Origin of the sequence: Acinetobacter sp. 226 (genome assembly GCF_048147925.1) — a bacterium.
GTDB classification, from domain to species: Bacteria; Pseudomonadota; Gammaproteobacteria; order Pseudomonadales; family Moraxellaceae; genus Acinetobacter; species Acinetobacter pecorum.
The window spans coordinates 92,103-109,729 of record NZ_JAYWYX010000003.1 but is presented as its reverse complement, the minus strand read 5'-3'; the positions used below and the strand labels follow the sequence as shown (position 1 = coordinate 109,729).

Genomic DNA, 17,627 nt, shown 5'->3' with positions numbered 1-17,627 from the left:
GGTACGTAGGAGCACAGACATGAAAGCTTATACCGTTGAACAAGGTATCGTTGCACCTTTAGACCGTGCCAATGTCGATACAGATTTAATTATTCCAAAACAGTTTTTGAAATCGATCAAACGTACCGGTTTCGGTGAAAATTTATTTGATGAATTGCGTTATCTGGATGAAGGTCATCCAGGTCAGGACAATTCAGTTCGTCCGATCAATCCGGACTTTGTCTTGAACCAGCCACGTTATCAGGGTGCGTCTATTTTAATTTCACGTGCCAACTTTGGATGTGGTTCTAGCCGTGAACATGCGCCGTGGGCTTTGAGCGAATATGGTTTCCGTACCGTAATTGCGCCAAGCTTTGCTGATATTTTCTTTAATAACTGTTTTAAAAACGGTATGTTGCCTGTGATTTTGGCTGAAGATATTGTTGAGCAGTTATTTAAGGAGTGTGCAGCAGCTGAAGGCTATCAGTTGACCATTGACTTGCAGGCACAAGAAGTTCGTACCCCTACGGGCGAAAGCTTTAAGTTTGAAGTGGATCCATTTCGCAAGCATTGCCTGTTGAATGGTCTTGATGATATTGGCTTAACTTTGCAGGTAGCGGATGATATCCGTGCCTATGAGGAAAAAACCAAACAATCACGCCCTTGGGTATTTGCCGAAATTCACGAATAAATCAGCAAAAATTGTCATAGCGTGACTGCGAGGCTCTTGCTAATATCGAAAGATTATTAGGTTTTTTGATTGGGTAAGACAGACATTATGGCGAATTATTGGAAACAGTGGCTTGCTTTAAGTACGGTATCGGTGATGTTGGCTGCATGTCAAAGCATTGACACGATGAAACTCAAGCATGCCAAAGCAAGTACTGAGAGCAAAAATAATGTCCTGATTTACTGTACAGGGACAGCTGATTGCCAGTTTGAGCGTTTCAACCAGACCATTATCGTCCATGCCGACAATGGCCGCATTGGTGCTGAAGCATTGAAGCAGAAACTGGTACGCTTGCAGGCTAAAAACTTAAATCAGGCCAATCCAGTTTATCTATCCGTGCCAGCAGGACAGCATGAACTGGTCGTGCGTTTTTATCCAATCAGTAAGGATAAAGCAGAAACCTTGCATGTATTCCATCGCTTTCATGCCAATAACCGCTATAGCTTAAAGATGTTCCGTAACCGTAGTGCGCGTAGCAGCAGTTTATTAAATGCTTCGGCACCGGATCCGCTCTGCGTAGATCTGGTACAAGAGCAAAAAACCATTCGTCGTTTTTGCAAACCCTATAATGCAGTCACCGGGATTGCAGAGTTTGTAGAAAAGAAAATTTAACCTCTGTCAGGTCTGAATCTGACGTTTTAAACGGAAAATCTCATGTCTAAACAAATTTTGATTTTAGCTGGTGACGGTATCGGTCCTGAAATTGTCAAAGCGGCAGAGCAGGTGCTGACTCGTGTAAATGAAAAATTTAATCTTGATTTGACATGGGAACAGGGCTTGCTCGGTGGTGCAGCTATTGATGCGCATGGTTCACCGTATCCAGACGTAACGTCTGAGCAGGCTAAAAAAGCTGATGCGATTCTACTGGGTGCCGTGGGCGGTCCAAAATGGGATACGATTGAGCGTTCAATCCGTCCGGAACGTGGTTTATTGAAATTGCGTAGTGAACTGAACCTGTTTGCCAACTTGCGCCCAGCGATTCTTTATCCGCAACTGGCTGATGCTTCAAGCTTAAAACCTGAAATCGTCGCAGGTCTGGATATTCTGATTGTGCGTGAATTAACAGGTGGAATTTACTTCGGTCAGCCACGTGGTATCCGTGAACTGGAAAATGGCGAGAAGCAAGGCTATAACACCGACGTCTATTCAGAGTCTGAAATCAAGCGTATCGCCAAAGTCGCCTTTGAAATGGCCAATTTGCGCGGTGGTAAAGTATGTTCAGTGGATAAAGCCAACGTGCTTGAAGTAACTGAACTGTGGAAACAGACAGTGACTGCGCTAAAAGATGCTGAATATCCTGAAATTAATTTATCGCATATGTATGTCGATAATGCGGCGATGCAGCTGGTACGTGCACCGAAGCAGTTTGACGTGATTGTAACCTCGAATCTGTTCGGTGATATCTTGTCGGATGAAGCAGCGATGCTCACAGGTTCAATCGGTATGTTGCCATCGGCATCTCTGGATGAAAATGGCAAAGGCATGTATGAGCCTTGTCATGGTTCTGCACCAGATATCGCCGGTCAAAACTTGGCAAATCCATTAGCGACGATTCTTTCCGTCGCAATGATGCTACGTTATACCTTCCGTGAAGAAGCAGCTGCAAAAGCGATTGAAGATGCAGTTGGTCAGGTCTTGGATCAAGGCTTGCGTACGGCAGATATCATGTCTGAAGGCATGCAAAAAGTCGGTACGGTTGAAATGGGTCAAGCGGTAGTGGCTGCATTAAGTTAAGGCAGTTTTGATTAAAAAACGCAGCTCAAGGCTGCGTTTTTTAATGGCTGGAATTTCGAATCTGAAAATAATTAACAGGTTCGACCTGAAGTACGGACAGCTGTTGCAATATTATTTTTTAGTAAAAAAGTAATTTTACATTTCAGATCAACATCATAACTGTCTGCAGGGCTGATAGGGATAGGGACGGGTCCATTCCCTGCTGAAGGCAGAGGAATAGAAATAGGACGTTGTACCACATAGCTTAATTGCCGGGCGCTGAGTATGGGGCCACTGACCTGTTGATAACCCAGGCGTTTCAGATCCAGATTTTGATCGATAAACTGACTGCTTTGACCAATAAACTGCTGCAAGTAAGCTTCCCGTTCAGTCGGGGTGGTGGTTGGAGAGTGTGTACAACCGGTCATGCCGATGCATACACCCAGGAGAATCACGGATAGTCGATGAGAAGATAACAACATAATATAATTCACTCCTGCACAGGACTGACTGAAGACTAGTTTAGGCAGAAAATGGCAGGGTGATTGTTGTAATTTGACACACGGTAAAGGGGTAGCGTAATGAGCTTGGATGTCTTTATTTAATCCGATACAGGCTCTGAACTTAACTGGAGAAAAGTCAGCAAGCTCTGCCGGTATAGCGAATCTCCTGAACAATGTCATCTTTCAAGTCAAACCAGATTTGGCATTTCATCTCGATGATATAACCTCCATTTGAGGGGGGTGGCATGGGTGCACCGATTGAAATACTTTGACTAATATTCGGTGTGCCCATTGGAATATTCATATCCCGAAAAATAGTGTAGCTGAGAGATTCTGTGGTTTGAATCGGTTTCTGCGAGGTTTTGAATCCCATGGCACGAAGATCAAGTTGACTGCGAACCTGTGTTGCAGTTTGACCGACATAGGGTTGGAGGGACTGATGCAGATGCTGATTGCCGCCAGTGGCACAGGCAACGAGAAACAAGCTGGAAAGCAGGATTAAGCACTTCATATTCATTGTTTTTATGCATGTATTTTAATTAAATGAATAATCCAGAAATTATTAGCCCGTGTCAAATTGATTTATTCGTGGGTAAATTAAAGTCATAAAAAAAGCCACTAACAGTGGCTTTTGCTTGCGCTAAAACTTAGCGTGCACGATAGGTGATACGACCTTTAGTCAAATCATAAGGTGTCATTTCAACCTTCACACTGTCGCCAGTTAAAATACGGATATAGTGTTTACGCATTTTACCAGAGATGTGGGCAATCACTTCGTGACCGTTCTCTAAACGTACACGGAACATAGTATTAGGAAGCGTCTCGGTGACAACGCCTTCGAACTCGATGAGTTCCTCTTTATTGGCCATAGCCTACCTGAATGAATAAATTGGGAAGGCGCAAATTATAGTCAATTTTTTTGTAAAAAACAAGATGAAACGGGCGTTAGACTGATCATCTGCCAGTAAAATAAGCGAACTGTCACGATAATTTTTTAACTAAAAAGACACCAGTTTCTGTTGTCAGTTTGGTCAATCACAGTTAATCTAAAATTAATCTTTTTAAGTATAAATGAAGTACATACAAGGAAGGCTTTTGAGTGAGTCAGCTAACGGATGCATCAGTCGTATTACGTTTGGGCTATCAGGCGATTCGTCGTGCAGGGTTGCCAACAGAAGAACTTTTGACCAAAGCAGGAGTTGCTTTAAATCAGGTCGAGGCCAATGACCGTACGCCGCTAAGCGCCCAGTATGCCTTCTGGGTAGCCGCAGAGGAAGTTAGCAAGGACCCGGACATTGGATTGCATCTGGGTGAGCACTTGCCACTTTATCGTGGTCAGGTCATTGAACACCTGTTTGTTTCATCTGAAAACTTTGGTGAAGGACTGAAACGTGCTTTGGCCTATCAGCGACTGATCAGTGATGCATTTGCTGCCAAGTTAGTGATCGAAGATGATCGCTGCTATTTAACCAATGGTGAACAGCCTTTTGCTGAAAGTCTGGTGAATCGTCATTTTACTGAATGCGCCATGTCAGGTGTACTCCGGTTTTTTAAGTTTATTACTGAAGGGCGTTTTGAACCGATTTATATTGATTTCAATTTTTCCAAAGGAGCTCCTGATGAGGAATACTTCCGGGTTTACGAGTGTCCCGTGAGTCTGGGCCAGAAAGAAACCCGTCTGTATTTTGACCCAAGTATTCTGGAATATCCGTTATGGCAGGCTGAACCTGAGCTATTACAGCTGCATGAGCAACTGGCCATTGAAAAGCTGCAGGAACTGGCACGATATGACCTGGTTGGTGAAGTGCGCCGTGCGATTGGCTCTACTTTGGAAAGTGGGGACACCACGCTGGAAACTGTAGCTGCACAACTAAATATCACGCCACGGCGGTTGAGAACGCAACTGAGTGAGGCATGTACCAGTTTTCAGCAGATTCTGTCGGATTATCGCTGTCGTTTGGCCAAGCGTTTACTGGCAAATACCAATGAAAGTGTTGAACGAATTGTGTATCTGACCGGTTTTTCCGAGCCAAGCACCTTCTACCGGGCTTTTAAGCGCTGGACCAATGAAACACCGGTGGAATATAGAAAGCGCAAGCAGCGTTAAAAATCCCTCCTAACCTCCCTTTAAAAAAGGGAGGAATTCCCCTCCTTTCAGGAGGGGTTAGGGGAGGTAAATATTCTAAAAAATTTAAAAACTATTCCGGCATATTCAGCCAATGTGGCCCTAAGGGTAATTCCGGTAATTCAAACTGCGCCGGATAGTCGGCATGAATAAAATATAAACCATCTGCTGGTGCGGTCACGCCAGCAGCTTTACGGTCTTCTGCCGCGAAAATAGTATCAATATGCTCGGCAGCATACATCCCCTGACCAATTTCCAGTAAGCAGCCCATAATGTTTCGCACCATATGGTGCAGGAAACCATCGGCTTGAATATCGAGCACCAGATATTGACCATGCCGGATCAGACGGCAATGACTGACATGGCGGACTGGCTGATTGGACTGACAGGCGGCAGCGCGGAAGCTTTCAAAATTATGTGTGCCTTCAAACTTTTTTGCGGCCCGTATCATCTGTTCGACATCGAGCGGTGCATAGACATGGGTGACCTGTTTATGCAGCAAGGCAGGACGGACAGGATGATTATAGACCACATAACGATAACGGCGCGCCTGTGCCTTAAATCGGGCATGGAAACTCTGATCCATTTCCTTGATCCACTGGATCGAGATATCTTTAGGTAGCTGGCTATTGCAGCCCATCAGCCAGCCACGTTCTGAACGCAGGGCATCGGTATCAAAATGCGCCACCATATTGGTGGCATGTACACCCGCATCCGTACGGCCGGCACCATGCAGGCTAATGGGTTGATCGGCAACTTTGCTCAGGACCTTTTCAATGGTTTCCTGTACGCTTGCAACTCCCGGCTGTTGAGTCTGCCATCCCCGATAATGCATTCCACAAAACTCAATTCCCACCGCAAAACGCTGCATAATGACCTCAAACCTTATTGATCGTACCAATGACGATGCCATTGCTCTACAGTGTCGTATTGTAAATACATTTTCAGGGCTTTTGCATACAGATCCGCATGTCCATAACTTTCATTCAGTAAAATTTTGCAGTGATTGACCCATTCTGCAATGGCATAGCGCTGATCTGTCGCACCAAAAGGAACTTGGGTGGTCAAGACAGAAATACAACCCCGATCATACAGCTGATCAAGGAACGCAATCAGGGCATCATTGACTGCAAGATTGCCAGTACCGAAACCTTGCAGAAATAAAAAATGGGGTGGTCGCGCCAATAAGGTATTTAGATTATTCAGCTGCTGAGCCAGATCGATCGGCTGCATCATGATACTCATGCAGTTAAATCCAGCCGCTTTTGCAATATCTTCTGCCCTGACCTGATAGCATGTCTGACCGGTTGGGATGGCAATGCTGGCATCAAGACCGGAGAAGGCATTGAGCTCGGTAGTATGCTGTTTGAGGGCAGTTTGTGCATGTAGCAACCGATGATGGAATGCCAGGTAGACCCCGGCGCTACAGCTGCTGACCGAATCTAATGCAAATCTAAGGTTATCCAGAGCATCACTAAATTCGCGCTGTTGATCCCCTTGAGCAGTCAGCAGCGGGTACTGGCTACCGGTCAGCACCACGTGTGCTGAGTCTGCAATCAGGTGTGCGAGAACTGCACTGGCATAACTCAGCGTATCTGTACCGTGAATAATCACAAAATGCTGGATCTGCCGGGATTGCAGTTGCTGAATAAACTGTACCAGTTGCAGCCAATCGGTTGCCGTGCAGGCACTGCTGTCCTTAATGACGGGTGCCTGATGGTATTCGACGAAATACTGCTCTGCAAGTATCTCTTCGAGTTTAGGAATAAATAAATCAGCAGGCATTGGTGCGAGAGGATCTCCCACGCAGCCGAATGTGCCGCCCATATAAATTAATGCAATATTTTTTATCATAAAAAAAGCAGCCAATTTTTGCCTGCTTTAGTTTAAATCGAAATGCATCAGGATGCGATTTGATTCAGTAATTGCTCTGCTCGTTGTTTCTGATCAGCTGTATATTCAGTTTCTCGTTCTGCAATAATTTCACGGGCAGCAGCATAGGCACCGAGCTGAATATATTGCTGGGCAAGGTCGAGGTTAAGACTTGCTTCATTAACATCCAGTAATTCCGGGAAAGATTGCACCAGCGGATCATGCTGGTTGACCGCTGCAGAACTCTCGAAATTCATTGCTGGGACAGCAGGTGCTTCTGGCGTGGTTTCTAAATGATCTAATTTAAAATCTATGCTTGATAGATTAGTTTGTGGCGTTGGTTCTGTCACAGGTGCTGCAGCTGTCAAACTGGACAGATCAAACTCAGTCTCTGGCACCGCAATTTTCTCAGCTGCTGGTACAGGTGTGTCAAGTGAGAATGAAAAATCTAGAGGCTTGATTTCTTCATCGCTAGCCGGTAACTGTTCATTATTAGTGCTTAAATTGAGATCAAGATCAGGAATCTGATTAAGATTCGTTTTATTTTCAGAATCTGTTTCTAGACGATCAGAAGCTACAGAAGAAATTTCTGACGTTGTTGGCTCTACTTTAAAAGATTCAAAGTCAAACTGAACTTCATTAACCTCTACTGGTGCTGATTCAGTCGGCACACTCTGAGTAAAGCTACTCTTTGGATTAAAGTCAAAACTGTTGTCTTGTTCAGGCTCAGTCTTTGTTGCGCTGGTTGAGGCAGGCGCAGCACTCGGCTTAAAATTAAATTCAAGAGGTGCTGGTTCTTCTTTAACTGGCGCACTTTCTTGTTGTAGTTGCTCGAATGCTAAACCAGCTTTTGTATCCACAGGAAGTGATGTAAGACTCAATTCATCAAAATCACTTATATTCGATGCGGGAACAACAGACTTAGAAACTGGATCTGGTTTAATCGATTTGTCTCTTTCATAGGCGCTTCTTTTTTCTTCAGCCTGAGAGAGAAGTTCATCGATTTTCAGAACACGAATATGATTAATCAGTTGGGTAATCGCAAAATCATCTTGCTGTAAGATATGAATATCCAATAACAACAGATAGAGTTCATGCTGGGAATTATCCCGGTTCAATGCCTGATTGATCTGCGCTTCAGCTGCAAAAAAATTACGTTCCTGAATCAGGCCTTCAATTTTCTTGCGTGTTTCTGCTGATAATGGTGTTGCTGATTTTTTTGCGACCGCGACTGGCTCAACCACTTTGGTTTTTTGTGGGGCTGCTTTTGATGCAGAGCCAGTTTTTTTCGCTTTTACCGTTTTAGTTTTTGCTTTATCTGATTCTTGAGCATCTTGTCTTTTTTTAAAGACAATTAATACGATGATCAATATCACTAATGGAATCACATAAATCAGCATGTTTTACCCCTTGGGGATAGAGTAGTTTAAGTTCGCCTATCCCAATAAATCGTCATGTGTAACTTTTTAATTAATTGGCTTTTTATCTGCTTGTTGGGCTTTGAGCTGTTGTTGTAGCTGGGCCAGACGCGCATTTAATAACTGAATTCTGTGATCCTTCTGATTGAGTGCCAATTCTAATTCAGTTACGTTTCTCTGTAATTTAACGGTTTTTTCTCGGGCTGTCATAACTTTTAATGACAATTCCTTTGAAGTTTGATTGTGTTCTGTGTTCTGGTTTGCAGAAAGCTGTCCAGAATTGTGCTGGTTCTCAGCCACCAGACTCATTTCTGCCTGATTTAAACGGTATTTTGTTTTGGCAGCGGGCGTGGAAGGTCGCTCTGTCTGAGATGCTGCAGAGACTTTAATGGGTGCAGGTGTGGTATGGGCCGAGTTTAAGTTGAGTGCTGCACCCTTACGTAGACGATTGGCATTTCCACCAATAAAGGCATGCTCATTGTCTTTTTTAATTTGCTGCATGACTTCATTGACCGGACGCTGCTGCTGTTCGGCAATTCTTGAAGCAATCCCCCACAATGACTCATTAGATTGAACCACATAAGTCGGTTTAACCTGGTTTGAAGTTGCTTGGACTGGTTTAGCCTTGGCAGTTGCTGGAGGTGGAGTTTTCACCGGATGGGCAGAAGCAGCAGCTTTTCTGGCTTGCTCCTCAGCAAACTTCTTCACCAAAGGATCACTGGAGGCTGTCTGGTGATCAGAACCGGATTCTACAGCTTTCTGTACAGCTCCTTTATTTTGCCCTGACGTGGTTTGATTTTCTGGCAACATACTGGCTGATTTGCTTGGAGTTGATGCTGCAGTAGCGGGCTTTGGTACGGCATCTGAAGCTTGGGTCTGGGATGCCGTGACAGATTCGTTTTTAAGCACGGGAGCGACCGTCTGAGCATGAATTGCTGTCGTGACAGTTGGCGCAGACGATGCAGTTTTAGGAATCGAAGTGTTCGATAAGGCAGGGGGTGTTGTCGATTGTAATGCCAGCGGCTTTTGTAAAACCGGTTGCTTGTTTAGGGATGTGGAGGCTGCCGTATTGTAATGGCTGCTTACGGGTAAGTTCAGCGCAATATCTTTTTCACTGACTACTACAACTGGCGCAAGCGGACGTTCATTCTGTTTCAGGCTCGCCTGTAACAAATCGGTTTTAGGTCTTAAAATGGTACGCACATGTTGCAGGCGTGCAGCATTACCTTCCTTGATTTTGACAATAATATTAAGTTCCCGATCCGTCATTGGTCGTGAAGAGGTAATGGTAATGACACCTGTGCCATTATTGCTGCGCCGGGTAAAAAAGTTCAGATGACCCGGTGGCTGATGCGATGCACCAATTGACATTAAATCTTCAGGCGAAGCCAGACTGACCTCAATGGGTAAATTGATATCAGACTGCCGGAAGGTCATTTCTGCATAAAGTAATTCCCCAGGTGCAGACTGGATTTGTACTGGATCTACATTTATCGCATGAATATTTTGTGAAGCAACAATGGCTAAAATGGCAAGCTTTAATTTGTTATATACAGTCATCTGTGAGCTCAGTCATTATCGCATAGCGAAAATTATAGATTAACGGGATGTTTGTTTTTTGTAAAATACTTACTTAATAGTTACACAAAAAAGCCGATCAATAAAGATCGGCTTAGGGCTTTATTTCCTGACGGAAACTTAAGCGTTCTTATAGTCAATCAGAATACGCAGCATACGGCGTAATGGTTCAGCCGCACCCCAAAGTAACTGGTCACCTACAGTGAACGCACCCAGATATTCTTTACCCATATTCAGCTTGCGCAGACGGCCGACTGGAACGCTTAAAGTACCTGTTACAGCAACAGGAGTCAGATCTGTCATGGATGCTTCGCGAGTATTTGGAATCACTTTAGACCAGTCATTGGCACCTGCAATGATGTCTTCGATCTCATCCAAAGGTACATCTTTTTTCAGTTTCAACGTCAATGCCTGAGAGTGACAACGCATAGCACCAATACGCACACAGTGACCGTCAATCGGTACGATCTGCTGGTTGCCCAGAATCTTGTTGGTTTCAACCTGGCCTTTCCATTCTTCTTTCGACTGGCCGCTTTCCAGCTGCTTGTCGATATAAGGAATCAATGAACCTGCCAAAGGTACGCCGAAGTTTGCAGACGGGAAGCCTTCACCACGTTGTAGTTCAGCAATTCTGGAGTCGATATCCAGAATTGGAGAACGTGGATCATCCAGCAACTCTTTGGTATTGTTATATAAATAACCCATACCATTGATCAGCTCACGCATGTTTTGCGCACCAGCACCGGAAGCTGCCTGATAAGTCATAGAAGTTGCCCATTCCACCAGATTGTTCTGGAACAGACCGCCTAAGCCCATCAACATCAGGGAAACCGTACAGTTACCACCGACAAAAGTCTTGGTGCCTTTGACCAGACCATCTTTGATCACGTTCATGTTGACCGGATCAAGTACGATAATCGCTTCATCATCCATGCGTAAGGTGGATGCTGCATCAATCCAGTAACCGTTCCAGCCTTCCGCTTTCAGTTTCGGGAAAACTTCAGAGGTATAGTCGCCACCTTGGCAGGTAATAATGACATCCATTTGCTTCAGACTATTGATGTCTGTCGCATCCATAAGTGCTGGGGCAGTCTTACCGCCAAATGCCGGTGCTTCACCACCCGCATTACTGGTAGAGAAATAGAAGGGCTCAAAATGAGCAAAATCATTCTCTTCAACCATACGTTGCATAAGGACGGAACCAACCATCCCGCGCCAACCGACCAGACCTACTTTCATGTCACTTTGCCTCGGTGCGTTAAAAAAATCAAAAGGGATTCGAGTGTATCAAAAAGGGAGGTGACTGCAAGTGCTACACAATCAAAACATCAATATTCTTGAGAAAAATATCTACTTTATGATACATACAAAATTGATAACGTCACTTTTCTTTTAGAAAAAATAACAACTTATTAAAGAGCGCACTTATGATATGGGTTATCCAAATTATGGCAATCATTGTCATTTGGTTAAGTTTCTGGTCACTGATCCCGAGTGACCAATGGTGGATTCGAGGTGCGGATTTTCCAAGGTTACAAATTCTGGCCGTGGGCTTTATCACCTTTGTGCTGTTTTTAGTGCTTGAGCATCCCTGGACCTGGTTTAACCAGCTACTTTTTATTGGTCTGATTGCTGCCTTGGCCTATCAGCTAAAAATGGTATTGCCCTATACCTTTGTCTGGAAAAACCAGGTCAAACAGGTCAAACAGGATCAGCTGGATCCGCAGCGACAAATCTCCCTGATTGTTTCAAATGTGCTGACCACCAATAACCAATATCATCTGCTGATTAAACAGATCCAGACCCATCAGCCAGACCTGGTCTTAACGCTGGAAACGGATCAAACCTGGCAAAATGAACTGGCGGTGATTGAAGCAGATTATCCTTATCGTGTAGCCGTGCCTTTGGATAACTTGTATGGCATGCACCTGTATAGCAAACTCAAACTCAGCAATACTCAAGTCAAGTTTATTTTAAGTGACGAGATTCCTTCAATTCATACCACTGTGATCTTACGCTCGGGACAGCCGGTACGACTTTACTGTCTGCATCCAAAACCACCGAGCCCGACCGAGGCCAAGGATTCCACCTTGCGTGATGCCGAATTGTTGATTGTGGGTGATCAGATTAAAGATCTGGATGAAAGCTGTATCGTCATGGGTGATCTGAATGATGTGGCTTGGTCACGTACCACACGGCTGTTTCAACGCATCAGCGGACTATTGGACCCCCGGGTGGGACGTCATTATGTAAATACTTTTCATGCCGATTATCCTTTTTTCCGCTGGTCGCTCGATCATGTTTTTCATAGTACCGATTTTGCCCTAGTACATATGGAGCGTCTCCCCCATGTAGGCTCTGATCATTTTCCGGTGTTTCTGATTTTACAAACTGGTCGGGTGTTCGAGCATATTCAGGAAGAATTAGAGCAGACCGAAGATGATGAAGAAGAAGCCCAAGAAGCTATCAAAGAGGGGATTCAGAAAGCAGAGAAAGAGGAAAAAACAGTGACTGATGAAATTGCGATGGCTTATAAAGAAGGCGGTAAAATTTCTTAGGTTTTTAGAAGAAAAGTGTACGATATTGCTTACAGGAGTTTGCGCTTCTTGCGAATGGGAAAAGCCATGGAATCTGGGTATTCTAGGTTTATCAGCACAAGGAGTCGAGAAAGGATATTCTCATAAGGAAGACGAAGCTGAATGAAAACATCATGGACATGATGATGAAAGGGAAATCACAAATAAGCAGAACTAATTATAATATGTGGAAGCACAACCTCATTAACCCGAGTTTTACAGGATGTAGAGCTCGGGTTAAGTTATTTTAAGTGCTTATTTTTATAATATATTCTTGATGATAAGAATAATTTGTTTAATTTAATGCCGTATTTTGAGAGTAATAGATATTAATCCCTAATTACTCATGAAAACGCAGTCAATGAAACAGCGTATTTCAGCGCTACTTTCTGAATCAGTGGCCTGTCACTGAAAACTGTAAAGTGATCCAGGATTTTAAGTTACGGTTTAAAACCCTGGGATTAAACCGAATCAGTAAATTGATTTATAGCCTTCAGGGCGGGTCTTAAAGCGGCGGTGGAACCACATATACTGGGTTGGTGCGATGCGTAACTGCTGCTCGATCACCCGATTCACGCGAGTCGCATCCTCGATTTCATTTTCACCAGGAAAATTCTCCAGTGCCGGTTCAATCAGCACATGGTAACGAGGATTTTTGATATCGCCATGACGATAAAAATATAAAGGAATGGCAGCCGCTTTAGTCATTTTCAGTAAACGACGATGTGCGGTGACAGTTGCTGCCGGGACGCCAAAGAATGGTGCCATCACCCCTTGTTTTAACCCGTAATCCTGATCCGGACTGTACCAGATGGCATGGCCATTTTTCAGGTTGCGTACCAGACCACGCATATCGTCATGATCAATCTGATGAGCATAAATTGTGGCACGACAACGATAAATCAGCATGTCCAAAAGAGGATTGTTCTGCGGACGATAAACCACATCTGGTTCAAAATACTGTGCGCAAAGATAACCGCCAGCATCCAGCAAGGTGGAATGTGTACCTAAGAGCAGCATGCCTTGGCCTTTAGCTTGTGCCTGCTGAATATGTTCCAGGCCTTCGATACTGACACGACCCTGAAACCATTTCGGGCTATACCAGGCATTTAAGGTCTCAAACAAACCCAGCATTTGGTCAATAAACACCTGACGTGCATTGTCCTGTACCTGCTCTGCAGACCATTCCGGAAAACAAACCTGCAGATTGCGAAGTGTGGTTTCACGGCGCGATTTAAGGTATTTAAAGGAAAGCTTGCCTAGCCAGACAGCCAGACGGTGCTGAATGGCCCAGGGTAAGATTGCCAGAATCATCAGGAAAATAATGCCTAGCCAATTACCCCAGTATTGAGGTAACAGGAATGACCATTGAAATTCACCGGGTTGATATGCAGGCTGGGTACTCATAGAACAACATAGGGCTAAAAGATTAGCAGCAGTCTAACAGAGAAGATTCTTGAAATAAAAAAGCATCTGTCCGAATACAGATGCTTTAATAAAGACTAGTAGAATATTTAGCCGTTATTCATATTGTCCAGCTCTTCCCAGCGCTCTAATTTTTCCAGTAATAGCTCATCAATTTCTGACAAACGGTTAGAAAGTTTCAGAGCTTTATCAGAATCGGTTACGAATAAAGCGCCATCAGCCAGTTGAACATTGATCTCGGTCTGCTCTTTTTCCAGCGCTTCTATTTCAGCCGGAAGTTGCTCAAGTGCGCGCTGGTCCTTGTAGCTAAGCTTAACTTTCTTAGCAGCAACTGGCGCCGCCTCGGCTTCCGCTTTGGCCATGGCCTTTTTCACGGCACTTTTTTGGTCAACTACAGTTTGGTCTGGACGCTGTTCCAGATAATCCTGATAACCGCCAACATATTCGTCAATATTGCCCTTACCATCAAAGACCCAAGTGGATGTCACCACATTGTCCATGAAGGCCCGGTCATGCGAGATCAACAGTAAGGTGCCTGTATAGCCACTGAGCATTTCTTCAAGTAACTCTAGTGTTACCATATCCAGGTCATTGGTTGGCTCATCCATCACAATCAGATTTGATGGTTTGAGTAACAGTTTCGCCAACAGGATACGGTTACGCTCACCACCCGACAAAGCTTTGACTGGTGTACGGGCACGTTCTGGCGAAAACAGGAAATCTTGTAAATAACTATAGATATGACGGCGGTTACCATTCACATCCACATGGTCAGAACCTTCTGATACGTTATCTTTCACTGATTTTTCCAGGTCCAGCGCATTACGTAACTGGTCAAAATAGGCCACTTCAAGCTGCGTACCGGTCTTCACCGTGCCGCCGTGTTCTATCTCACCCAGAATGGCTTTAATGAGTGTAGTTTTACCCACACCGTTATCGCCGACCAGACCGATACGATCGCCACGCAGTACAAGTGCAGAGAAGTTATTGATGATTGGTGTGTTGTCACCGAATTTCACACTCAGGTTCTCAATTTCAAACACCAGTTTGCCTGAACGGTTGGCATCCTGAGTTGCCATCGTCACTTTACCTTGCTGTGAACGACGTGCCTTAGATTCTTCACGCAATGCTTTCAGGGCACGCACACGGCCTTCATTACGGGTACGACGGGCTTTAATGCCCTGACGGATCCAGACTTCTTCTTCAGCAAGCTTTTTATCGAATAGCGCATTTTGTTTTTCTTCAGCTTCCATTTGCTGCGCTTTCAGGTCTAGATAACGTGAATAGTTACCCTCATAACTGCGCAGTTGACCACGATCCAGCTCCACAATACGGGTGGCAATGCTATCGACAAAGGCACGGTCATGTGAAATAAATAGTAAGGTTAAATTATTCTGATCGAGCAGAAATTTTTCCAGCCATTCGATACTTTCTACATCCAGATGGTTCGTCGGTTCATCCAGTAACAGGACATCGGGTTGGGTAAGTAAAGCACGTGCTAGCAGGACACGACGTTTCCGGCCCCCAGACAAATCGGCAAGATCTGCCTCCGGGTCCAGTCCCATTTTACTTAAAATCGAATTGACCTTGGTTTCCAGTGCCCAGCCATCCAGCTGATCCATTTTGTGTTGCAGGTTCCCCATACGCTCACAGGCGTCCATGTCACCTAGCACACAGGCTTCACTGGCTTCATGATAGGCACGCAACACTTCGGCAGCTTCACCGGCACCGTCTGCCACGATATCAGCCACTTTACCTGAATCCATCGGTACATCTTGTGCCAGCATGGAAATGGTAATGCCATTTTGTAAGGAAACTTCACCGCTATCCGGCAGCAAGCTTCCTTCAATCAGCTTAAGTAAGGTAGACTTACCCTCACCATTACGGCCAATCAAACACACTCGTTCGCCGCGTTCCAAGTTAAAATTCGCGCCGTTGAGCAGGGCAGGTCCACCAAACGCAAGTTGGACATCCCTAAGGGTAATATAGGCCATAATGTTTCCTGAAATCCCCCAGTGAGGACTTTAAATGACTAAACAACAAAATCTAAATGATCAGGCGTCATTTTCCGCACCCATTGAAGATTTGCAAGTGCGAATTGCATTTTTAGACGATTTAGTTGAACAGTTGAATGATCAGGTGGCCAAACAGAGTCTGGAAATTGCTGACCTGAAACAGCAAATGCAGCTGTTATATCAACGTGTTGAGTCCTCCGATCTGTCTAAAGGTATTGCAGAATTTGATCCAGTTGCAGATCGGCCACCGCATTATTAATTTGCAAGCAATGATTTAATTACAAGAATGACCCTTAGCTGATCTAAGGGTTTTTTTAATCAAAAATAAAGATAGACCAATTTATAAGTCTCAGAAAAGAGGAATATTTTTTTGAATCAGACTTTAAGTCGTTTTGCATGAGTATATAAAATTAGTAAAGCGCAGTGTAATCATCAGACGTAAAAGAAATTTTCCTGTTAGCCACCCATATTCCCGTTTGTAAAAAAGCTTGCTTGCAGGCATTTCCTATCCTGAGGGTGGAGACTCTGTCAAAATAGGTCTATAGCAGTGCCATCGGCAGATTATCCGTAAAATTATTTGACCTTTCACTCACTTCCTACTCTAATAATGGCTCTCAGGTACATTCCGGAATTGCGTCCCATGCACCCAAAAGTTGTTCTACTCGATCTCGAAAATAATTTCCCCACAGCTAAGTTAATGCGTGAGATTGTGGCGCATTACTCGACTTTATACCTGTTTAGCTGTGCCGGAAAATTTGAATTCTCCTTAAAGGATTTAACCGAGCTGGCTGGCTGGGTGAGTAGTGGTCAGGTTGTAGTACTGGACACGCCTGAGTCACCTCAGAAAGAATATGAATATGCCGTGATCGTCGGACAGCTCATGGCGCTATTAGAGCCGGAATCCGAGGTTGAGCTGATTTCGGCGATGGACAGCAGCGAGATGTTGCAGCAGATGCTACAGGCTTCTGATATTCCGTGTCACCTGATTCAGATCCAGCCTGATGAGATAAGCATTCCAACAGATCAACCTAAGAATCATCTTCCTAGTCTGGACGCCATCAAGAACAAACCCGCCTTGCAACTGGTGAAAAAATACTGTGATGCATTAGGGAAAATGAGCGGCAAGCCCCATACAGTGGAAAGCCTGAAAAATTCAGTAGCGAATATTCTGCAAGTGATGCCGCTAAAAGCCCAGCATGTGGTCGGCATGTTGATTAACCTGAAAATCGTCAAACGTTATGACGAGCAAATCAGCTTCCGGAAAAAAGTCCTGAAACAATGGCTGCAACTCGATTTAGATGAACAAAGTCCGGTTGAAAATCCAAAACTGGATCAGGTCATTTCCCAGCTAAAAGTTGATGAGGTTCCTGTTGAATCTGAATCGCTCAAGTCATCGATCCAGTCGGCCCAGCAGGACCTGTTCAAGAACTTTGGCCGGATTGATCCGGTACAACTCGAAGTGGCGCGTAAACTGCGTGAACTCCAGGGTAATAAACCCAAAGATATTTATGAATTACGTGATTTACTGGAGCAGTTATTTCCCAAATCGGATATCCGCTTGCTGCTTAAGGAGCTGATCGAGAAAGGTTATATTTACTGGAATGGTCATGAAATTTTATATAGTCATGAAATGTTCCTGAATTAATTTCATCGTGCAAACTTGCGTTTTATATTCTGCTTATGCAACTCTAAT

At 44.4% G+C, this 17,627-nt stretch carries 17 protein-coding genes; 7 read left to right on the top strand and 10 right to left on the bottom strand.

Annotated features, from left to right (window positions below):
* Positions 1-19 precede the first annotated feature (19 nt).
* From leuD to leuB, 3 genes are all read left to right on the top strand, one after another.
* Entirely contained in the window at positions 20-670 is a 651-nt protein-coding gene (leuD, locus tag VXP95_RS01990) for a 3-isopropylmalate dehydratase small subunit (RefSeq protein ID WP_416680482.1), read from the top strand.
* 87 nt (positions 671-757) lie between these two features.
* Positions 758-1,321 carry a hypothetical protein gene (locus tag VXP95_RS01985; protein ID WP_416680481.1) on the top strand — a complete coding sequence of 188 codons (564 nt, stop codon included), beginning with the start codon at positions 758-760 and terminating at the stop codon, positions 1,319-1,321.
* Positions 1,322-1,363: 42 nt separating this feature from the next.
* Entirely contained in the window at positions 1,364-2,443 is a 1,080-nt protein-coding gene (gene leuB / locus VXP95_RS01980; RefSeq protein ID WP_311204565.1) for a 3-isopropylmalate dehydrogenase, read from the top strand.
* A 71-nt stretch (positions 2,444-2,514) separates the two neighbouring features.
* On the opposite strand, the gene VXP95_RS01975 is transcribed toward leuB, so the two are convergent.
* From VXP95_RS01975 to infA, 3 genes are all read right to left on the bottom strand, one after another.
* Positions 2,515-2,904, bottom strand: coding sequence for a hypothetical protein (locus VXP95_RS01975; RefSeq protein WP_416711288.1), 390 nt, complete (start codon positions 2,902-2,904; stop codon positions 2,515-2,517).
* 157 nt (positions 2,905-3,061) lie between these two features.
* Positions 3,062-3,442 (bottom strand): hypothetical protein, encoded by a 381-nt coding sequence (locus VXP95_RS01970; protein ID WP_416680479.1) that lies wholly within the window; start codon positions 3,440-3,442, stop codon positions 3,062-3,064.
* Between the two features lie 130 nt (positions 3,443-3,572).
* Positions 3,573-3,794 (bottom strand): translation initiation factor IF-1, encoded by a 222-nt coding sequence (gene infA / locus VXP95_RS01965; RefSeq protein WP_001284370.1) that lies wholly within the window; start codon positions 3,792-3,794, stop codon positions 3,573-3,575.
* Between the two features lie 230 nt (positions 3,795-4,024).
* Between infA and VXP95_RS01960 the strand changes: the two genes are divergently transcribed.
* A complete protein-coding gene (locus tag VXP95_RS01960) occupies positions 4,025-5,032 on the top strand; it encodes an AraC family transcriptional regulator (RefSeq protein WP_064094868.1) in 1,008 nt (335 codons plus the stop codon).
* 91 nt (positions 5,033-5,123) lie between these two features.
* Here the strand turns inward: VXP95_RS01960 and truA are convergent, their stop codons facing one another.
* From truA to asd, 5 genes are all read right to left on the bottom strand, one after another.
* The gene (truA, locus tag VXP95_RS01955) at positions 5,124-5,921 is read right to left on the bottom strand and encodes a tRNA pseudouridine(38-40) synthase TruA (protein ID WP_416680475.1); all 798 of its coding nucleotides are present in this window, start codon (positions 5,919-5,921) and stop codon (positions 5,124-5,126) included.
* Positions 5,922-5,935: 14 nt separating this feature from the next.
* On the bottom strand, positions 5,936-6,904 hold the full coding sequence (locus VXP95_RS01950; protein WP_416711287.1) for an asparaginase domain-containing protein: 969 nt from the start codon (positions 6,902-6,904) through the stop codon (positions 5,936-5,938).
* 47 nt (positions 6,905-6,951) lie between these two features.
* A complete protein-coding gene (locus VXP95_RS01945) occupies positions 6,952-8,322 on the bottom strand; it encodes a fimbrial protein FimV (RefSeq protein WP_416711286.1) in 1,371 nt (456 codons plus the stop codon).
* Positions 8,323-8,388: 66 nt separating this feature from the next.
* Positions 8,389-9,900, bottom strand: coding sequence for a hypothetical protein (locus tag VXP95_RS01940; protein WP_416711284.1), 1,512 nt, complete (start codon positions 9,898-9,900; stop codon positions 8,389-8,391).
* A 138-nt stretch (positions 9,901-10,038) separates the two neighbouring features.
* Positions 10,039-11,157: an aspartate-semialdehyde dehydrogenase gene (gene asd, locus VXP95_RS01935; RefSeq protein WP_144724520.1), complete on the bottom strand. Its 1,119-nt coding sequence runs from the start codon at positions 11,155-11,157 to the stop codon at positions 10,039-10,041.
* Positions 11,158-11,345: 188 nt separating this feature from the next.
* Between asd and VXP95_RS01930 the strand changes: the two genes are divergently transcribed.
* Entirely contained in the window at positions 11,346-12,476 is a 1,131-nt protein-coding gene (locus VXP95_RS01930; protein WP_416711282.1) for an endonuclease/exonuclease/phosphatase family protein, read from the top strand.
* 489 nt (positions 12,477-12,965) lie between these two features.
* Here the strand turns inward: VXP95_RS01930 and VXP95_RS01925 are convergent, their stop codons facing one another.
* Positions 12,966-13,901, bottom strand: a complete 936-nt coding sequence (locus VXP95_RS01925; RefSeq protein ID WP_416680465.1) for a lauroyl acyltransferase — start codon at positions 13,899-13,901, stop codon at positions 12,966-12,968.
* 107 nt (positions 13,902-14,008) lie between these two features.
* Positions 14,009-15,913, bottom strand: a complete 1,905-nt coding sequence (locus VXP95_RS01920; protein ID WP_416705500.1) for an ATP-binding cassette domain-containing protein — start codon at positions 15,911-15,913, stop codon at positions 14,009-14,011.
* Between the two features lie 34 nt (positions 15,914-15,947).
* On the opposite strand from VXP95_RS01920, the gene VXP95_RS01915 reads away from it, so the two are divergent.
* Together VXP95_RS01915 and VXP95_RS01910 are read left to right on the top strand one after the other, a co-directional pair.
* Positions 15,948-16,193 (top strand): SlyX family protein, encoded by a 246-nt coding sequence (locus VXP95_RS01915; protein ID WP_144724524.1) that lies wholly within the window; start codon positions 15,948-15,950, stop codon positions 16,191-16,193.
* Between the two features lie 381 nt (positions 16,194-16,574).
* Complete coding sequence (locus tag VXP95_RS01910; RefSeq protein ID WP_416705501.1) at positions 16,575-17,579, top strand: hypothetical protein; 1,005 nt, start codon at positions 16,575-16,577, stop codon at positions 17,577-17,579.
* The last annotated feature ends 48 nt before the right edge of the window (positions 17,580-17,627 follow it).